The organism is Flavobacterium sp. LS1R10, assembly GCF_003968825.1.
Lineage (GTDB): Bacteria > Bacteroidota > Bacteroidia > Flavobacteriales > Flavobacteriaceae > Flavobacterium.
The window spans coordinates 221,077-237,639 of sequence record NZ_RYDH01000002.1; the positions used below are offsets into that span (position 1 = coordinate 221,077).

At 34.5% G+C, this 16,563-nt stretch carries 17 protein-coding genes and 1 tRNA gene; 11 read left to right on the forward strand and 7 right to left on the reverse strand.

Features of this window, described 5'->3' with window-relative positions:
• Nucleotides 1-77: 77 nt before the first annotated feature.
• Nucleotides 78-2,414: an ATP-dependent helicase gene (locus EKL96_RS06120; RefSeq protein WP_126459615.1), complete on the forward strand. Its 2,337-nt coding sequence runs from the start codon at nt 78-80 to the stop codon at nt 2,412-2,414.
• A gap of 14 nt (nt 2,415-2,428) precedes the next feature.
• Nucleotides 2,429-3,055 (forward strand): L-threonylcarbamoyladenylate synthase, encoded by a 627-nt coding sequence (locus tag EKL96_RS06125; RefSeq protein WP_126459618.1) that lies wholly within the window; start codon nt 2,429-2,431, stop codon nt 3,053-3,055.
• A 166-nt stretch (nt 3,056-3,221) separates the two neighbouring features.
• Here the strand turns inward: EKL96_RS06125 and EKL96_RS06130 are convergent.
• A tRNA-Arg gene (locus EKL96_RS06130) sits at nt 3,222-3,295 on the reverse strand.
• 101 nt (nt 3,296-3,396) lie between these two features.
• Here EKL96_RS06130 and EKL96_RS06135 point away from each other — a divergent pair.
• The gene (locus tag EKL96_RS06135) at nt 3,397-3,897 is read left to right on the forward strand and encodes an adenine phosphoribosyltransferase (RefSeq protein ID WP_126459621.1); all 501 of its coding nucleotides are present in this window, start codon (nt 3,397-3,399) and stop codon (nt 3,895-3,897) included.
• Between the two features lie 11 nt (nt 3,898-3,908).
• Here the strand turns inward: EKL96_RS06135 and EKL96_RS06140 are convergent, their stop codons facing one another.
• Both EKL96_RS06140 and EKL96_RS06145 read right to left on the reverse strand, forming a co-directional pair.
• The gene (locus EKL96_RS06140; RefSeq protein WP_197037188.1) at nt 3,909-4,028 is read right to left on the reverse strand and encodes an SsrA-binding protein; all 120 of its coding nucleotides are present in this window, start codon (nt 4,026-4,028) and stop codon (nt 3,909-3,911) included.
• Nucleotides 4,029-4,525: 497 nt separating this feature from the next.
• Entirely contained in the window at nt 4,526-4,942 is a 417-nt protein-coding gene (locus tag EKL96_RS06145; protein WP_126459625.1) for an Lrp/AsnC family transcriptional regulator, read from the reverse strand.
• A 105-nt stretch (nt 4,943-5,047) separates the two neighbouring features.
• Between EKL96_RS06145 and EKL96_RS06150 the strand changes: the two genes are divergently transcribed.
• Together EKL96_RS06150 and EKL96_RS06155 are read left to right on the forward strand one after the other, a co-directional pair.
• Nucleotides 5,048-5,767 carry a sulfite exporter TauE/SafE family protein gene (locus EKL96_RS06150; RefSeq protein ID WP_199739572.1) on the forward strand — a complete coding sequence of 240 codons (720 nt, stop codon included), beginning with the start codon at nt 5,048-5,050 and terminating at the stop codon, nt 5,765-5,767.
• Between the two features lie 187 nt (nt 5,768-5,954).
• Nucleotides 5,955-7,181, forward strand: coding sequence for a multidrug effflux MFS transporter (locus EKL96_RS06155; RefSeq protein WP_126460130.1), 1,227 nt, complete (start codon nt 5,955-5,957; stop codon nt 7,179-7,181).
• Nucleotides 7,182-7,202: 21 nt separating this feature from the next.
• Here EKL96_RS06155 and EKL96_RS06160 read toward each other — a convergent pair whose 3' ends face one another.
• The 3 genes from EKL96_RS06160 to EKL96_RS06170 form a co-directional block, all read right to left on the reverse strand.
• Nucleotides 7,203-8,552: a DEAD/DEAH box helicase gene (locus EKL96_RS06160; RefSeq protein ID WP_126459628.1), complete on the reverse strand. Its 1,350-nt coding sequence runs from the start codon at nt 8,550-8,552 to the stop codon at nt 7,203-7,205.
• Between the two features lie 143 nt (nt 8,553-8,695).
• Nucleotides 8,696-10,240: a DEAD/DEAH box helicase gene (locus EKL96_RS06165; RefSeq protein WP_126451635.1), complete on the reverse strand. Its 1,545-nt coding sequence runs from the start codon at nt 10,238-10,240 to the stop codon at nt 8,696-8,698.
• 106 nt (nt 10,241-10,346) lie between these two features.
• The gene (locus EKL96_RS06170) at nt 10,347-10,874 is read right to left on the reverse strand and encodes a DUF6155 family protein (RefSeq protein ID WP_126459631.1); all 528 of its coding nucleotides are present in this window, start codon (nt 10,872-10,874) and stop codon (nt 10,347-10,349) included.
• A 102-nt stretch (nt 10,875-10,976) separates the two neighbouring features.
• Between EKL96_RS06170 and EKL96_RS06175 the strand changes: the two genes are divergently transcribed.
• Both EKL96_RS06175 and EKL96_RS06180 read left to right on the forward strand, forming a co-directional pair.
• Entirely contained in the window at nt 10,977-11,255 is a 279-nt protein-coding gene (locus tag EKL96_RS06175; RefSeq protein WP_126459634.1) for a DUF3817 domain-containing protein, read from the forward strand.
• Entirely contained in the window at nt 11,248-12,504 is a 1,257-nt protein-coding gene (locus tag EKL96_RS06180) for a mechanosensitive ion channel family protein (RefSeq protein ID WP_126459637.1), read from the forward strand. The genes EKL96_RS06175 and EKL96_RS06180 overlap by 8 nt, the downstream gene beginning before the upstream one ends.
• 34 nt (nt 12,505-12,538) lie before the next feature.
• Here the strand turns inward: EKL96_RS06180 and EKL96_RS06185 are convergent, their stop codons facing one another.
• Nucleotides 12,539-12,928 (reverse strand): acyl-CoA thioesterase, encoded by a 390-nt coding sequence (locus EKL96_RS06185; protein WP_126451631.1) that lies wholly within the window; start codon nt 12,926-12,928, stop codon nt 12,539-12,541.
• Between the two features lie 67 nt (nt 12,929-12,995).
• On the opposite strand from EKL96_RS06185, the gene EKL96_RS06190 reads away from it, so the two are divergent.
• From EKL96_RS06190 to EKL96_RS06205, 4 genes are all read left to right on the forward strand, one after another.
• On the forward strand, nt 12,996-13,400 hold the full coding sequence (locus EKL96_RS06190) for a glyoxalase (protein ID WP_126459640.1): 405 nt from the start codon (nt 12,996-12,998) through the stop codon (nt 13,398-13,400).
• A 290-nt stretch (nt 13,401-13,690) separates the two neighbouring features.
• Entirely contained in the window at nt 13,691-14,404 is a 714-nt protein-coding gene (locus tag EKL96_RS06195; protein ID WP_126459643.1) for an esterase family protein, read from the forward strand.
• Nucleotides 14,405-14,422: 18 nt separating this feature from the next.
• Entirely contained in the window at nt 14,423-15,364 is a 942-nt protein-coding gene (locus tag EKL96_RS06200) for a RimK family alpha-L-glutamate ligase (RefSeq protein ID WP_126459646.1), read from the forward strand.
• A gap of 68 nt (nt 15,365-15,432) precedes the next feature.
• Nucleotides 15,433-16,542, forward strand: coding sequence for a carboxylate-amine ligase (locus EKL96_RS06205; RefSeq protein WP_126459649.1), 1,110 nt, complete (start codon nt 15,433-15,435; stop codon nt 16,540-16,542).
• Nucleotides 16,543-16,563: the final 21 nt, after the last annotated feature.

Sequence of the window (16,563 nt, forward strand, 5' to 3'; positions counted from 1 at the left end):
TAGCCAATTGTTGTTTTTTGGTACTGAAAACCTCATTCAAAATCGCTATTTTTGCATAATAAAACTTAAAAATTTCCATGCACAAATATATCGATCAACTTAATGAAGCCCAACGTGAACCCGTTTTGCAAAAAGACGGACCCATGATAATTATTGCGGGTGCAGGTTCCGGTAAAACGAGGGTGTTGACTATCAGAATTGCTTATTTGATGAGTCAGGGTGTTGATGCGTTTAGTATCTTATCGCTTACTTTTACCAATAAAGCGGCCCGAGAAATGAAAAAAAGAATTTCGGATATCGTGGGAGCCGGAGAGGCAAAAAATCTTTGGATGGGAACATTTCACTCGGTTTTTGCTCGAATTTTACGCTCAGAAGCAGAACATCTTGGTTATCCTTCAAACTTTACCATATATGATTCTCAGGATTCATTGCGTGCCATTTCCGGAATAATCAAGGAAATGCAACTGGATCGTGATGTGTACAAACCCAAACAGGTTTTAAGCCGAATTTCAAATTTCAAAAACAGTTTGATTACGGTAAAAGCATATTTTAATGATCCTGATTTGCAAGAAGCGGATGCAATGTCTAAAAAACCTCGAATGGGCGAAATTTATCAAAATTATGTGGACCGATGTTTCAAAGCAGGCGCCATGGATTTTGATGATTTGTTATTAAAAACCAATGAATTACTGACTCGTTTTCCGGAAGTTCTGGCCAAATATCAAAACCGTTTTCGCTATATTTTGGTAGATGAGTATCAAGATACAAATCACTCGCAATATCTTATTGTTCGGGCTTTATCCGATAAATTTCAGAATATTTGTGTGGTCGGCGATGATGCACAAAGTATTTATGCGTTTCGTGGTGCAAACATCAATAATATACTGAATTTCCAGAAAGATTATGAAGGCGTAAAAACCTTCAGACTAGAACAAAATTACCGTTCGACAAAGAATATTGTTGAAGCAGCAAACACTATTATTGATAAAAATAAAGTAAAACTGGACAAAATCGTTTGGACCGCCAATGATTTTGGTCCCAAAATAAAGGTTCACCGCAGTTTAACAGACAACGAAGAAGGCCGTTTTGTAGCCGGTACGATTTGGGAGCAAAAAATGCAAAATCAAATGCCTAACGGTGCGTTTGCCATTTTGTACCGGACCAATGCACAATCCCGGGCTATGGAAGATGCGCTTAGAAAAAGAGATATTCCGTACCGGATTTATGGTGGACTTTCTTTCTATCAAAGAAAAGAAGTCAAGGATGTTTTGTGTTATTTACGATTGGTTATTAATCCAAAAGATGAAGAAGCTTTAGTTCGGGTAATTAATTATCCGGCACGTGGGATTGGGAATACAACAATCGAAAAACTAACCATTGCAGCCAATCACTACAAACGTTCGATGTTTGAAGTGATGCAAAACATAGAGCGAATTGATTTAAAACTGAATTCCGGAACCAAGCAAAAACTATTAGATTTTGTTACGATGATTCAGAGTTTTCAGGCTATAAATGAAAATCAGGATGCGTTTTATTTAGCGGATCATGTTGCCAAAAAAACAGGATTAATTCAGGAATTAAAAAAAGATGCTACACCGGAAGGAATGGCTAAAATTCAGAATATTGAGGAATTACTAAACGGTATTAAGGATTTTACAGATGGCCAAAAAGAAGTGGATGGAGCTCGTGGCGCTTTGTCTGAATTTATGGAAGATGTGGCTCTGGCAACTGATTTAGACAAAGACACCAGTGATGAAGACCGCGTGGCGTTGATGACCATTCACTTAGCTAAAGGATTAGAATTTCCTCATGTTTTTGTAGTGGGAATGGAAGAAGATTTGTTCCCGAGTGCCATGAGTATGAGTACGAGAAGCGAACTAGAAGAAGAACGCCGCTTGTTTTATGTGGCTTTGACCCGTGCGGAGCATCAGGCGTATTTGACTTATGCACAATCACGATACCGTTGGGGAAAATTAACTGATAGTGAACCGTCGCGTTTTATTGAGGAAATCGATAGTCAATATCTGGAATACATTACACCTCCTGAAAATAATTACAGGTATAAACCAATGATTGATAGCGATATTTTTGGTGATGTAGATAAATCTAGATTGCGTCTGGCAAAACCAGCTAACGGAACCCCGCCGACCAAATATAATACAGATAATGAACCTAAATCGGATATAAATATTCGTAAATTGAAACCTGTTAGTAATAATGCTGCTTCAGGAAGTGCTAATTTATTCGATAATAAACTGGTTGCTGGTAATATAGTGATGCACGAACGTTTTGGGAAAGGCGAAGTGTTAAACCTTGAAGGAGTGGGAGCCGACAAAAAAGCCGAAATCAAATTTGAAGTAGGCGGAATAAAGAAATTACTGTTGCGTTTTGCTAAACTGGATATTATTGGATGAAAAACTAAAAAAAAATGGCTCAATTTATAAAAATATACGAAGACAAACCTAACGAAGCAGCAATTGCCAAAGTAGTTAAGGTTTTAAAAGAAGGTGGTTTAGTGATCTATCCCACGGATACTGTTTATGGTTTGGGTTGTGATATTACCAATACCAAAGCATTGGAACGCATAGCGAGAATAAAAGGAGTAAAGCTGGATAAAGCTAATTTTTCTTTTGTTTGCCATGATCTAAGCAACATATCGGATTATGTGAGGCAGATAGACACAGCAACTTTCAAATTATTAAAAAGAGCGTTGCCAGGGCCGTATACTTTTATTTTACCTGGAAATAATAGCTTGCCTAAAGAATTTAAAAAGAAAACAACCGTTGGAATTCGGGTTCCAGACAATGCGATTGCTCTAGAAATAGTTAAAGTATTAGGGAATCCTATTGTTTCTACCTCAATTCATGATGAAGATGATGTGATAGAATATACCACGGATCCGGAACTAATTTTTGAGAAATGGCAAAACCTGGTTGATTTAGTTATTGATGGAGGTTATGGAGACAATATAGGATCCACCATTATTGATTTATCGGGTGATGAGCCAGTTGTAGTTAGAGAAGGCAAAGGAAGTTTAGATATTTTTAAGATTTAAATTTTTGGCAAAATAGTTGCCGATTTACCATAAATTTTTGTGTTTCCCAAGAAGTTACAAATCTATAGGCACCAACTTCAAAAAGCCATAATACAAAAACCCTACAAATTTATAAGTAAAAAATCCTTAAACCACTGATTATCAGTATGTTTAAGGATTTTTGAAGTGACCTTGACTGGATTCAAACCAGTAACCTCTTGAGCCGTAATCAAGTGCGCTATTCAGTTGCGCCACAAGGCCTTTTTTTGCTATTGATGTCTTAATTAAGGCGTCTTAGCGGGTGCAAATATAAGTATAAATGTGTAATTTGCAAGTCTAAAATTGTAAAAAAACAAAAAAATATGCCATTAAAAAAGTATATACGTGATATTCAGGGATTTCCTAAAGAAGGAATTTTGTTTAAAGACATCACTCCGTTACTAATTAATCCCGAAGCAAGGAATAAATGTCTTGAAATACTGGTTGAATCCTTGAAAGATAAAAAAATTGACAAGGTAATAGGAGTAGAAAGTCGTGGATTTTTCTTTGGAATGTTGATTGCACAAGAATTAAATGTTGGTTTTATTCCGGTTCGTAAGTCGAACAAGTTGCCTTACGAAACTATCTCGGCAACGTATGATTTAGAATATGGAACGGATACTTTAGAAATCCATATTGATGCAATTCAAAAAGGAGACCGAATTCTGATTCACGATGATGTATTGGCAACCGGAGGAACCGCAAGAGCAGTTTGTGAATTGGTGGAACAATTAGGTGGTGAAATCGTGCAATGCAATTTCCTGATGGAATTAGCTTTCTTGAATGGAAGGACAAAATTTTGTAGCAATTACATACTAATTTAAGGTTCGTGTGATTACGTAATACTTAAAGCAATAATCGCGATTTGCAATTTCTTGGCTTTAGCCAAATCCAATCCCTGTTTGGTGAAACTCTGTAAAATGATTTTGTTGAGTTGGCCCAAGATTTTATACATATCGTTTTGTTTTGTAAAAAGATAAAAATAAAGAAAGAGGGTAAAGAGGGCTTTGATTGGGTGATGTTTTTTTATCTCTAAAGCACACTATGTTTATATTATAATTAAAAAAGCTATTTTACATAATATAAATTATAGCGCAAAAAAGACACAGTACATTTAGACCAAAAAACTCACACTGTTTAGTTACATTAAACGATTACAATCCTTCCTTAAATTATTTAACATGAAGGATATCATTTTTACAGTCTTTTGCTATAAATAATTTTACGATTGGCTGACACCATTTCCGATTTCAGACAAATACGTCTCAAAAGCTTAAAATCACATTATTTTGTTATAATTTATGCTGTTTTAATCTAAATATAGGCCATTTTAATGGTTTTAAAGTATTTCTTTGTGTTACGACGCTTTACCTTGGTTTTGGCGGCTAACGTAAAACTAAACTATTAATAGTAACGGAATAATTTTTGATTTAAGAAACAGACGATCCTATATTATTTTTTTAAATCAGATAAAATCAAGTGAGTTGTAGGCTCTCCATAAACTAAAAGCCGATCAATAAATTGTTGTAGGTGCATTTGATCAACTAGAACGACGTTCATAATAATGTTTTGGGGTCCAGTAATTCTAAAAACCTCATTTATCTCTGGAAAATCTTTCAGCTGATCACAAAACAGCTGTAGTTTTCCACTAAATAACTTGAACAGAATAAAAACCTCTAATCCAAATCCCAGTTTTTGGTTGTTCAGCTGAAGTTTATATCCCTGTATAATAGCAGCATCCTCCAGTTTTTGAATGCGTTCTCTTACGGAAGAAGGTGAAAGTCCAATTTGTTTCCCAATTTCCACATAGGAAGCTCTTGAGTTTATTTCTAATTGCTTTATTATTTTTAAATCTAGAGTATCAACCATTAAAAAAGTTTTAAATGCTTAAAATTACAACTTTTTAACGGAAAATTACTTGTTTATTGATGGATTAAATTTAGATATTTATAGTGCTAATAGTACTTTTGAACCATGGAAAACACTTTATTACTACTTATAATTGGAATTTTCACAGGATTTTTTATTCAAACTATGATCGGTTTCGGCGGTGCTTTAATAGCTTTACCTTTCTTGTTGTTAGTCATGCCTTTATCTGAAGCAGTTTCGTATCTTTCTATTTTTTATTTGGTCTCCTCTCCTATTTATGTGTATAAAGAATGGGAACATATAGACAAAAGCTTATTAAAAAAAATTGCTTTTTCTTCCTTTTTTGGAGTGCTTACCGGAATAGTGGTTCTAGTTTATGGAAAACCTCTGATCTTAAAGCAGGCGTTGGGTGTTTTTATTATCCTATTTGTATTAAATAGTCTTCGTGTCAAAAAAAAAGTAGTGATTTTAAAAAAAACGAAACACTTTTTGGGTTTTCTAGGAGGTTTCTTCTCTGGTTTATTTTCTACCGGAGGTCCTTTATATGTAATAATTGTTCAGAATGAAACTAACGATATAAAGACATTTAGGGCTACCATGTTTGGTACTTTAGGCCTGGTTACGCTGATGCGAATGCCTGTTTTGGTTTTAGGTGGCGTGATTACTATGAACCAAATTTACAATTCCCTCTATGTTGTGCCTTTTCTTATTCTTGCTTTATTTTTGGGCAAAAAAGTCTATTTAAAACTTAATGAAGCGCTTATAAAAAGAATCATTTTAGGACTATTATTTCTATCAGGAGTATTGCTGGTTTTTAAAGTATAATTATAGAAATTGTATTGACTCTGCTTTTATCACATTACTGGTCAATGACAGTGCTAAATTTATTTTATTTAGCAGCTCTTTGTCCATTATCATAGATCACATTAGTGTGCAAAGTGGTTTGATTCGCATCTTAATTATTTACCTTTGCAAAAAATTAAAAATTGCGACTTCAATGAATAATACCGAAATGAACAAAAAAAAATACATTAAATTAATCCTCATTTTAGGTTCTCTTACCGCACTTGGCCCATTTTCAATTGATATGTATTTACCTGGTTTTGCCGGAATTGCTAAAGATTTGAATACTTCTGTTGCCAATGTGTCCATGACATTATCCAGTTATTTTATTGGAATTTCTGCTGGACAATTACTTTATGGTCCGTTATTAGATCGTTTTGGCCGAAAAAAACCGCTCTTTATTGGATTATTGGTTTACATATTAGCCTCTTTGGGCTGCGCATTTGTCACTGATATTGATACTTTTATAGGGCTGAGATTCATTCAGGCTGTTGGGAGCTGTGCTGCTACGGTAGCCTCAGTGTCAATGGTTCGGGATTTATTTCCTGTAAAAGAGATACCTAAAGTCTTTTCTTTATTGATGTTGGTTGTAGGGCTTTCGCCAATGCTGGCACCCACTGTAGGTGGTTATGTTACTACTTATTACGGTTGGCATACTGTATTTTTTATACTGATGTGCATGGGAATCGTAATTATTGTAGCGGCTCAAATTATTTTGCCTAATACTTTCAAACCAGACACTTCTATTTCATTAAAGCCAAAACCAATTATTTCTAATTTTATACGCATTGTTAAAGTGCCTCAATTTTACACCTATGCGTTTACAGGAGCAATCGCTTTTTCTGGTTTATTCACGTATGTAGCAGCCTCTCCTATTTTATTTATGGATATTTTCAAAGTAGATGGCACAACGTATGGCTGGATTTTTGCCTTTATGTCTTTGAGTTTTATAAGCGCCAGTCAGCTTAATTCTTTTTTATTGCGGAAATTTACCAGTGAACAAATGATTTTTGGGGCCTTAATTACACAGTCGGTAATCAGTGTTTTATTTCTGACATTAGCAATCAATGATCTTTTAGGTTTGTATGAAACAATTGCCATGCTGTTTTTATTCTTGGCGTGTTTAGGAATCTCTAATCCTAATACAGCAGGACTGACTCTTGCTCCTTTTTCAAGAAATGCAGGAAGCGCGTCTGCCTTGATGGGTGCGATTCAATTGGGATTAGGTGCTTTGGCCTCTTTTGCGGTTGGTGTTTTTGTAAAAAGCTCTATGTTACCAATGGTTTTGATTATGACAACATCAACAATACTGGCATTGATTATTTTAATTATCGGAAAACGAAACATAAAAAAAACCATTACAACTTCAGGTGATGAAATTGTAATAGCTCATTAACAGTTTATGAAAAAGAATGAATTAATTCATTCTTTTTTGTTTTTTTATTGGTTTCTCCGTTTTTGAAAGGACTTCATTTTTTGCTTGAAGCAAGTGATTGGCCAGGACCTTTTCTATTAGTTCGTCTTTCGTCAAATGATGAAAAACTGTTTTTATTTTATCTTTTAATTCTGTAGCGATGTCATGATTGGGTTTTGTCTTGAAGATTTGCTTCGCCCATAACAACGTATTATTTTCTTCAATACTGGCAAGAGTTGGTTTTTTGAATTCTTTGAATTGTATTCCCAATTCTTTTTCGAATTCAGCAATTTCAACTACTTCTTCCGCCTGCAATACCGTCAATGAAAGTCCCTTTGCTCCTGCTCTTGCAGTTCTACCGCTACGATGTACGTATGCTTCATACACATCAGGCAAATGATAATTGACTACATAAGAAATTTCTTTTACATCAATTCCTCTTGCTGCTAAATCTGTTGCGACTAATATATTGATATGTCCTTCGCGGAATTGCTCCATGATTCGGTCCCTAATTCCCTGCGATAAACTTCCGTGTAATGCACCAGAAGAAAACCTATTGATTGCCAAGTTTTTAGCTAATTTGTTGACTGCTGCTTTTGTTTTACAAAAAATGATCCCGCGTTCACCCTCTTTAGAATTCAGAAAATGCATCAAAACGTCCAGTTTTTCAATAGGATTTACCACAATGTATTGATGATCAATTTCTTGATTACCTACTGTTTCCATATTGGCACTGACATGTACCACATTTTTATTCAAATAGTTTTGAATCAATTGTTTTATGCTTCCGGGCATGGTGGCCGAGAATAAAAAAGTCTTATGCGCTGCTGGCAATTCAGCAATAATTTCATCTAAGCCTTCTTTTAATATAGTCACCATTTCATCGGCTTCATCGAGCACGAGGAATCTGGTTTCTTTTAAGTTTATGGCTTTGCGCTGAATTAAATCAATTAATCTTCCGGGCGTTGCCACTACAATATGTGTAGGTGTTGCAAGGCGTTCTATTTGCGGTTTGATTGGAATTCCTCCGCATGTTGCTGCAATGGAAACTTCAGGCAAAAAGGTGGCAAAAGACTCTAAATTTTTAAATATTTGTTGGCCTAATTCCCGAGTTGGTGCAAGAATTACTGCTTGAATCAAAGGTGATTTTACATCTATTAATTGTAAAATTGGCAATCCAAATGCGGCTGTTTTTCCGGTACCGGTTTTAGCAAGTCCAACTATATCCGTTGTATTTGACAAAAGTAACGGAATCGTTTTTAGCTGAATTTCTGTTGGTACAACAATTTTCAATTCGGTAATCGCTTTTACTATTGGTGCTGAAATTCCTAAATCAGAGAATTGTTTTGGCATTTTTTTTGAATTTTATATTTTATAAAAAATAGTTGTTTTGTAACGGTAATTTTAGCCCCGATAGCAGTGAAAATCCTTTTATTTTTTCTTTAAAAATAAAAGATTGAAACGAATAGCGGGATTAGCTCCTTGAAAAATAAATATTACTCTTCATCCGGTTCGTTCATGATTTTTTCCCGGTATTTTTTCCCGGTCAATAATACCAGTTTCAATTTGTAATCATCTACTAGCCATTCGCGGTAATTTTTACTGCACTGGCTCAAACATTTTGAATAGCGCTTGATGCGACAATCAATGTCATCATCCAGTTCTTTTCCCAGCGCTTTTGCTTCTTGTAAGGTTTCAGAATTATCCACACACATGGCGGCATGTTGCTCTAGGGATTTTTCTAGCACTACTTTGGAACGTAAATTTTGTTTGATAATGAGTTTGTGTTCTTCATCCACATCAAAGGTTACTACTTCTGTTTTACTGAATTTAGCACGTAATTCCGGTGGCATGCTGTATTTAAAATACAATTCTATTTCTGTATCGTCTCGTAAGTTTTCCAGGTAAAACTCCGGAGATTTAAAGATATGCTGCCAGTTTACCGGCTCACTCCACAGGCCAAATCGGGCGGCGTTATTCCCTAAATCGATCACATTGAAAATGTCTTTGTTAGGTAATTTTCTGGAACCACGACCGATCATTTGGTAATATAAGGTCAACGATTTTGTTGCTCTGTTCAGGATTATGGTCTCTACGGTAGGCTCATCAAAACCGGTAGTAAGAATTCCCACTGATGTCAATATGGCATCAGGTGTATGCTTGAACCAATGTAAAATATCTTTTCTTTCCTCGTTATTACTGGTGTTGTCTAAATGGCGAATGGCATAACCGGCTTCTCTAAACGTTTCGTATACATATAAGGAGGTGTTGATCCCGTTATTGAAAATCAAGGTTTTCTTGCCTAATGATTTCTCCGTGTAGGCATGCAATAACTTTTCCTGCATGGCCATATTGGTGTACAAATCATCAGATGATTTTACGGTATAATCGCCATTGATCCCTACTTTCAGGGAGGTCAGACCCACATCATAGCTATAGGTAACTGCTTTGGCCAAAAAGCCATTTGTAATCAAGGAACTAATGGTGTCTCCTACGATTAATTCATCGTAGCTTTCATGCATTGGCAATTTGATATTTGAGCTTAAAGGTGTTGCGGTTACCCCTAAAATAAAAGCATTTTTGAAAGAGCTCAATAATTTGCGAAAGGAATTGTAATGTGCCTCATCAATGATTACCAATCCTACATTATCTAAATGTAGTTTTTCATCGTTGATTCGGTTTTTTAAAGTTTCCACCATGGCTACAAAACAGGAATAATCGTTTTGATCCGGAAGTTCTTTTACTTTACTGTTGATAATTTTGTTTTTCACATCAAAACCCTTCAACATTTTTGAGGTTTGCTTGCACAACTCAATTCTGTGGGTCAAAACAACTACTTTTTTATCATGTTGCGATAAATAACGGCGCACAATTTCAGAAAAAACCACTGTTTTTCCACCACCGGTGGGCAATTGGTATAACAAATGGTGTTGTGGCGGTGCATTATCAATGCGCTCAAAGATGGCATCTATATCGCCTTTTTGGTACGCATAAAGTTCTTTTTTGTCTTCTATTTCTATTTCTAAAGTGTTTTGGGACATTGCTTATTGTTGGGTTTTTGCAAAAATACGCCTAAAAAACAGTTTAAGTATCAATTTTTATTAAAAATAAACGGAATGATTAAATAAATTTGAATTATGTGAGGATTTAATATTCTAATCGTTCTAAAATGGCATTAAATTCTGGTTCATTGTACCATTTTTGCAAAATAGTTTCAGTGTGTATGGCACTAATTCTTGGTTTAAAATCAGTAAGTATTCCATTTGCAATCAAGAAAACAACGGCTTGCTGAAAGGAATTGTACATGCTTTTGAAAAATAATTCTTGCTTTATATCCTGTTCTGATGAGAATGTTTGTGCTATTTCAATATTGTAAAGCATTACATCCGCAATTACAAAAGGGTCTACTCCCAAAAGCGTAAAGTGCTTAATGTATTTTTGGGCAACGGAACGCCTCATTTTAGGTTTACTGCGTCTTCCGGATTTTTTCAGAGGATAATATTCATTGGAAATTTTGAGTTTGCATTCCTTCAAAAGCGTTTCTTCTTTTGGATTAAAAACAAAATCATAATAGACTTTTACAGAACTGAATTTCTCGTACAATTCGAGTATTTGCTCTTCGAGTTGTTCTTTATTCAATTCGGCTACATATTTTTTTAAATCGCGTTTGCTCATTATCAAAGTTTAAGATTACAAAAGTAATTTACTTTAGGAATCAATGCGTGGTAAATCAATGATAATCCTTAATTTTGTCAATTATCACTTAAAAAAAAATAAATGCTTAAGATTTTTAAGGTTACAGCAATAGTAGAAGGTATATCCGCCTTATTGTTATTTTTCTTTGCTATGCCAATGAAATACATTTTTAATGATCCTATTTATGTCAAACACATTGGAATGGCTCACGGCGTATTATTTACTGCTTACATTATCTTGGCAACAATTTTAAAGTTTAGTGAAAAGTGGAATTTTAAAAAGTATTTTATCATTTGTATTGCGTCAATTCCTCCTTTTGGGACTTTTTACATAGAAAAGAAATACTTGCGAAATGTATAAATTAATAGAAAAAATATTCACTTTTCTATATCTAGTACTCAGGAAATGGGGCTTAGGGAACAGTCTGGCTTCTTATTTTAGCTTGGTGCTGAACATTATTGTTTTGTGTGTATTGGCGTATGTCATCTACGTAATTTTTAGACTTGTTTTAGTTACTATTATGGCCGTTATTGCCCAAAAAACCAAAACCAAATTTGATGATTTGCTGGTAACTAACAAAACGGCTAAATACATTGCACATTTAATTCCACTATTGTTTATTTACAAATCTGTTCCAATAATTTTAGACCGATTTGAATATTGGGAAGGCTTTTTTGGGAAATTGGTTGGAATCTACATCATCATTCTGATTTTATGGATTATACGAACTATTTTCAATGCGTTGCGTGATTACTTAAAACTAAAACCAAGATACAGCGACAAACCTATTGACAGTTTCATTCAGGTAATCATGATTATGTTATGGGTAATTGGAATTACATTAATCATTTCAAAATTATTTGAGATTGATAAAAAAGAGCTTTTAACTATTTTAGGAGCTGTTTCAGCGGTAATCATATTAATTTTTCGAGATACCATTTTAGGTTTTGTATCTAGTGTTCAAGTATCCATAAACGATATGGTTCGAATTGGCGACTGGATTACGATGGATAAATTTGGTGCCGATGGAGATGTCATCGAGATCAATTTGGCAACGGTAAAAGTTCGAAATTTCGATAATACCACAACCACAATTCCAACCTATAGTTTGAGTTCAGATTCGTTTCAAAACTGGCGCGGAATGCTGAATTCAGATGGCCGACGCATCAAAAGACACATTCTGATAAAAACAAGCAGCATTCGGTTTTTAGAGGAATCAGAATTAAATGACTTAAAAAAAATTCATCTAATATCGGATTATATAGGCACTCGCAAATTAGAAATAGACGACTATAATTCTAAACATAAAATTGACAAATCCATTGCTATTAATGGGCGAAATTTGACAAACTTAGGTTTATTTCGAAAATACATCACGGAATACCTGTTCAATTATCCAGGATTAAACAAAGACATGTTGATGCTTTGCCGTCAGTTACAATCAACTTCCCATGGTGTACCGCTTGAGGTTTATGCCTTTTCACATGACAAGCGATTTGAAAACTATGAATACATCATGTCGGATATATTTGATCACATCATTGCTTCCATAAAATATTTTGATTTAGAAATTTTTGAAACAACTGCAGAAAGTGAATCTCAGGTTTAATTTTTTTACTTAAAAAGTATAAATGCACTTCGTATCAAATTAATAATCTGTTTTTCACATATTCAATTGCTGTTTTTCCATGTGCCTTAGGTTTTCCATCCGCATCTAAGTTAACCATTGTGGTGTGATCAATTGTAATGATAGTTTCGCGTGTCATCATATTTCGCGCCTCGCATTTCAGCGTGAGTGAGGTTGTTCCAAATTTTAAAACATCAATTCCAATTTCGACAATATCACCTTGTCTAGCCGAACTTCGAAAATTGATTTCCGACATGTATTTGGTTACGATTCTGGTATTTTCTAATTGAATTATGGTATACAAAGCCAATTCTTCATCAATCCAAGCTAATAATTTACCGCCAAATAAAGTTCCGTTAGGATTTAGATCTTCGGGTTTTACCCATTTTCTAGTGTGAAATTTCATATTTTTTCTTTATAAATGTAAAAATACGTATTCTTGACGCAATTTTATTTAATTTTAAAGAAAAAATATGAGTGCACGCGATACTTTTTTAAAAGAATTTCGAGGACAAACAATAGGTTCCGTAACCACACAATCCACAACAGAAGAATCATTTCAAAATGAGGTGTTACGCCCCATTCTAAAGTTGCAAAATGACTTATTTGCAGCATCCTTCCTCAATTATGTCAACAAAAATAAAATTGATTTCTACAGTTATACACTTGATAAAAAAGTATCCGTCATGGAAAATGCAATCCAGAAAGACATCAAGTTTAGAAATTTTCTAAAAGGAATGATCATTGGTTTATTTACAGCCGATGAATATGCTGCTTATGTACAAAACTCCTCCAATATCAATAAAAGAATGATGAGCATGCTTGTAGAACGATTAAAAAGTCATGTATCACTGTATGAAATTAATAAAAGCAACTAGCGCTATTTCTTCCTTATTTTAGAAATTTAGGGTTCTCTAATCAAATAGTAATTATAGGAAAGATCCTAAGGCTTATTTTAGGTCTAAAAACCTTATAATTAAAAATATAGAGCTTTTAAAACACGTTGCCTTGTTGTTTATAATTTAAAAAACGGCTCTTTATTCATCCAAATTTTACCATTTAGATCCAATTTATTAATCCTAATCTTTTTTATAATAAATATGGGTTAAGTATAATTTTATCTGCTTTTTGTGTTATTTTTTTCATTATAATTGTTAAAACTAATTTCATGAAGGAAGAGTATTTCAAATGGCATTCCCCTAATTTAAATAGAGAGATAGAAATGTTGGTTTTTGGACATGCCGGATATCCTGTAATTGTATTTCCTACTTCTATGGGGAGTTACCATGAAAATAAAGATATGGGATTGATTGATTCTGCAAAATGGTATCTGGAACAAGGTTTGATCCAAATATTTTGTCCTGATAGCATTGATAAAGACAGTTTTTACAATAAAAATATATATCCTATAAATCGTATAGAAAACCACGTCAGGTACGATAAAATGATTTGTCACGAAATCGTTGAAAAAGTAAAGAACAATACCTCCTCAGGCAGAGTGGCTCTTGCCGGTTGCAGTTTTGGCGGGTATCATGCGGCAAATTTTACTTTTAGACATCCTGGTTATGTAAGTCATTTGTTTTCTATGAGTGGCGCTTTTAATATCAAGAGTTTTATGGATGGTTTTCATGACGATGATGTGTTTTACAACAGCCCGGAAGATTATTTACATGGACTTAATGATCCGGAATTATGGAAAATGGATATTGTGCTTGGGACGTCTAATTGGGATATTTGTTTTGATGCAAATTTAAAACTAAGTAAAGTGTTGAGCGATAGAAACATTCATCATTGGTTGGATATTCGTCAGGAACGAAAACACGACTGGCCGGTATGGACCGAAATGTTTCCACATTATTTATCCAGAATAAAATTTTTTTAAAATTATAAACATATCAAGATGAAAAAAATTGGAATTTTATTTGGGATGGAAGATACATTTCCACAAGCCTTCATAGATCGTGTCAATTCAAAAAACGAAAAAGAAATCATAGCTGAAGCTGTGGTTATTGATAAAGTAGTTCAAAATCAAGACGGAGAATATGCCGTAATTATTGATCGCATTTCGCAAGATGTCCCTTTCTATCGTGCATATTTGAAAAATGCTGCTTTAACAGGGACAAATGTGATCAACAATCCTTTTTGGTGGAGTGCTGATGATAAATTTTTTAATAATTCATTGGCCGATACTTTGGGAGTTCCGTTACCTAATACGGTACTTCTCCCATCGGCAGAACATCCTACGGATACGACTGGAAAATCATTCCGAAACCTAAAATACCCAATGGATTGGGAAGAAATTTTTCATTATATTGGTTTTCCAGCTTATATGAAACCCTATGCCGGAGGTGGCTGGAAAAATGTGTATCGATTAGAAAATGTCGAAGAATTTTGGGAGAAACATAAGGAAACGGGGCAACTGGTGATGATGCTACAGGAAGAAATTGTTTTTACAGAGTATTTCAGAGTCTATTGTTTGGGTTGCAAAGCCGTTAGGATTATGCAATACGAACCCAGAAATCCGCATCATTTGCGTTATGTACTTGATGGGCCGCCTGTGGATAAAAAATTATTAGCTACTATTAAGGATTATACTTTACGTCTTTGCAAAGGATTGGGTTATGATTTTAATACGGTTGAATTTGCAGTCCGTGATGGTATTCCCTATGCGATAGATTTTGGAAATCCAGCACCAGATGCTGAATTAACTTCGGTAGGTGCAGAAAACTTTGAGTGGGTTGTAGAGGAAGCAGCAAAAATGGCAATTGCTGCTGCAAAAAAACAGAAATCCGGAAAGATGAATTTGACTTGGGGAACATTTATGAAAGATGCAGTAAAATAGTTTTCAGTCATAGTATTCAGTAAACAGACTGTAAACTTTGACTGCGACTGAACACTAAAACAATAATTATGTTAAAGAAATTACCTGTTTTCACCCTCGGTGTAGAAGAAGAATATCAAATTATAGATCCTGTAACCAGAGATTTACGGTCGCATTTATCCAAAATTGTAGATGGTGCGAAGATCATTTTGAATGAGCAGGTAAAGGCTGAAATGCATCAATCTGTGGTCGAAGTGGGTACCAATATTTGCAATAATGTGAATGATGCCAAAAATGAGATTCGGTTTTTACGTTCTAAAATCGTTGAATTAGCGGACAAACAAGATCTTATTGTGGGTGGTGCCGGGACGCATCCTTTCTCGAAATGGCAGGATCAACCGATAACTGATGATCCTCGCTATCACGATATTGTCAATGAATTGCAAGATGCAGCGCGTTCTAATTTAATTTTTGGAATGCATTGTCATGTAGGAATTGAAAATCGAGAGATTGGCTTGCAATTAATGAATCAGGCCACATATTTTTTGCCACATATTTTTGCGCTTTCAACGAACTCTCCTTTTTGGGAGGGAAGAAAAACAGGTTATAAGTCCTTTAGAACGAAAGTTTTTGACAAGTTTCCAAGGACAGGTTTGCCGGAATATTTTGATTCGGTGAGTTCGTATGAGAATTATTTGGATACATTAATAAAGACTAATTGCATCGATAATCCAAAGAAAATCTGGTGGGATTTACGGTTGCATCCTTTTTACAATACGATTGAATTCAGGATTTGTGATATGTCATTGACAGTGGATGAAACCATTTGCATTGTTGCTATTATTCAGGCAATTGTAGCTAAACTCTACAAATTGAACATGAACAATACTAGCTTTAATGTGTATCGACTGGCTTTGATAAAAGAAAATAAATTTCGGGCGGCACGTTACGGAATTGAGAATAGTATGATCGATTTTGGTTTGCAAAAAGAAGTAGAAACAAAAATGCTTATTCTGGAACTGCTTGATTTCATTGATGATGTGGTGGATGAATTGGGAAGTCGTGCTGATATAAATTATGTCCATGAAATTTTAAAAAACGGTACCGGTGCTGATAAGCAACTGGCTATTTTTCAAGAAACGGGCGATCTTTCCTGTGTGGTTGACTTCATAACAGGAGAATTTACGAAAGGATTATAAAATATAAAGTACCTTTGTTCA

What these genes read in the sequence shown, in the direction of transcription:
- EKL96_RS06120 (WP_126459615.1), top strand. Translation starts at nt 78, where the DNA reads ATGCACAAATATATCGATCAACTTAATGAAGCCCAACGTGAACCCGTT.
- EKL96_RS06125 (WP_126459618.1), top strand. Translation starts at nt 2,429, where the DNA reads ATGGCTCAATTTATAAAAATATACGAAGACAAACCTAACGAAGCAGCA.
- EKL96_RS06135 (WP_126459621.1), top strand. Translation starts at nt 3,397, where the DNA reads ATGCCATTAAAAAAGTATATACGTGATATTCAGGGATTTCCTAAAGAA.
- EKL96_RS06140 (WP_197037188.1), bottom strand. Translation starts at nt 4,028, where the DNA reads ATGTATAAAATCTTGGGCCAACTCAACAAAATCATTTTACAGAGTTTC.
- EKL96_RS06145 (WP_126459625.1), bottom strand. Translation starts at nt 4,942, where the DNA reads ATGGTTGATACTCTAGATTTAAAAATAATAAAGCAATTAGAAATAAAC.
- EKL96_RS06150 (WP_199739572.1), top strand. Translation starts at nt 5,048, where the DNA reads ATGGAAAACACTTTATTACTACTTATAATTGGAATTTTCACAGGATTT.
- EKL96_RS06155 (WP_126460130.1), top strand. Translation starts at nt 5,955, where the DNA reads ATGAACAAAAAAAAATACATTAAATTAATCCTCATTTTAGGTTCTCTT.
- EKL96_RS06160 (WP_126459628.1), bottom strand. Translation starts at nt 8,552, where the DNA reads ATGCCAAAACAATTCTCTGATTTAGGAATTTCAGCACCAATAGTAAAA.
- EKL96_RS06165 (WP_126451635.1), bottom strand. Translation starts at nt 10,240, where the DNA reads ATGTCCCAAAACACTTTAGAAATAGAAATAGAAGACAAAAAAGAACTT.
- EKL96_RS06170 (WP_126459631.1), bottom strand. Translation starts at nt 10,874, where the DNA reads ATGAGCAAACGCGATTTAAAAAAATATGTAGCCGAATTGAATAAAGAA.
- EKL96_RS06175 (WP_126459634.1), top strand. Translation starts at nt 10,977, where the DNA reads ATGCTTAAGATTTTTAAGGTTACAGCAATAGTAGAAGGTATATCCGCC.
- EKL96_RS06180 (WP_126459637.1), top strand. Translation starts at nt 11,248, where the DNA reads ATGTATAAATTAATAGAAAAAATATTCACTTTTCTATATCTAGTACTC.
- EKL96_RS06185 (WP_126451631.1), bottom strand. Translation starts at nt 12,928, where the DNA reads ATGAAATTTCACACTAGAAAATGGGTAAAACCCGAAGATCTAAATCCT.
- EKL96_RS06190 (WP_126459640.1), top strand. Translation starts at nt 12,996, where the DNA reads ATGAGTGCACGCGATACTTTTTTAAAAGAATTTCGAGGACAAACAATA.
- EKL96_RS06195 (WP_126459643.1), top strand. Translation starts at nt 13,691, where the DNA reads ATGAAGGAAGAGTATTTCAAATGGCATTCCCCTAATTTAAATAGAGAG.
- EKL96_RS06200 (WP_126459646.1), top strand. Translation starts at nt 14,423, where the DNA reads ATGAAAAAAATTGGAATTTTATTTGGGATGGAAGATACATTTCCACAA.
- EKL96_RS06205 (WP_126459649.1), top strand. Translation starts at nt 15,433, where the DNA reads ATGTTAAAGAAATTACCTGTTTTCACCCTCGGTGTAGAAGAAGAATAT.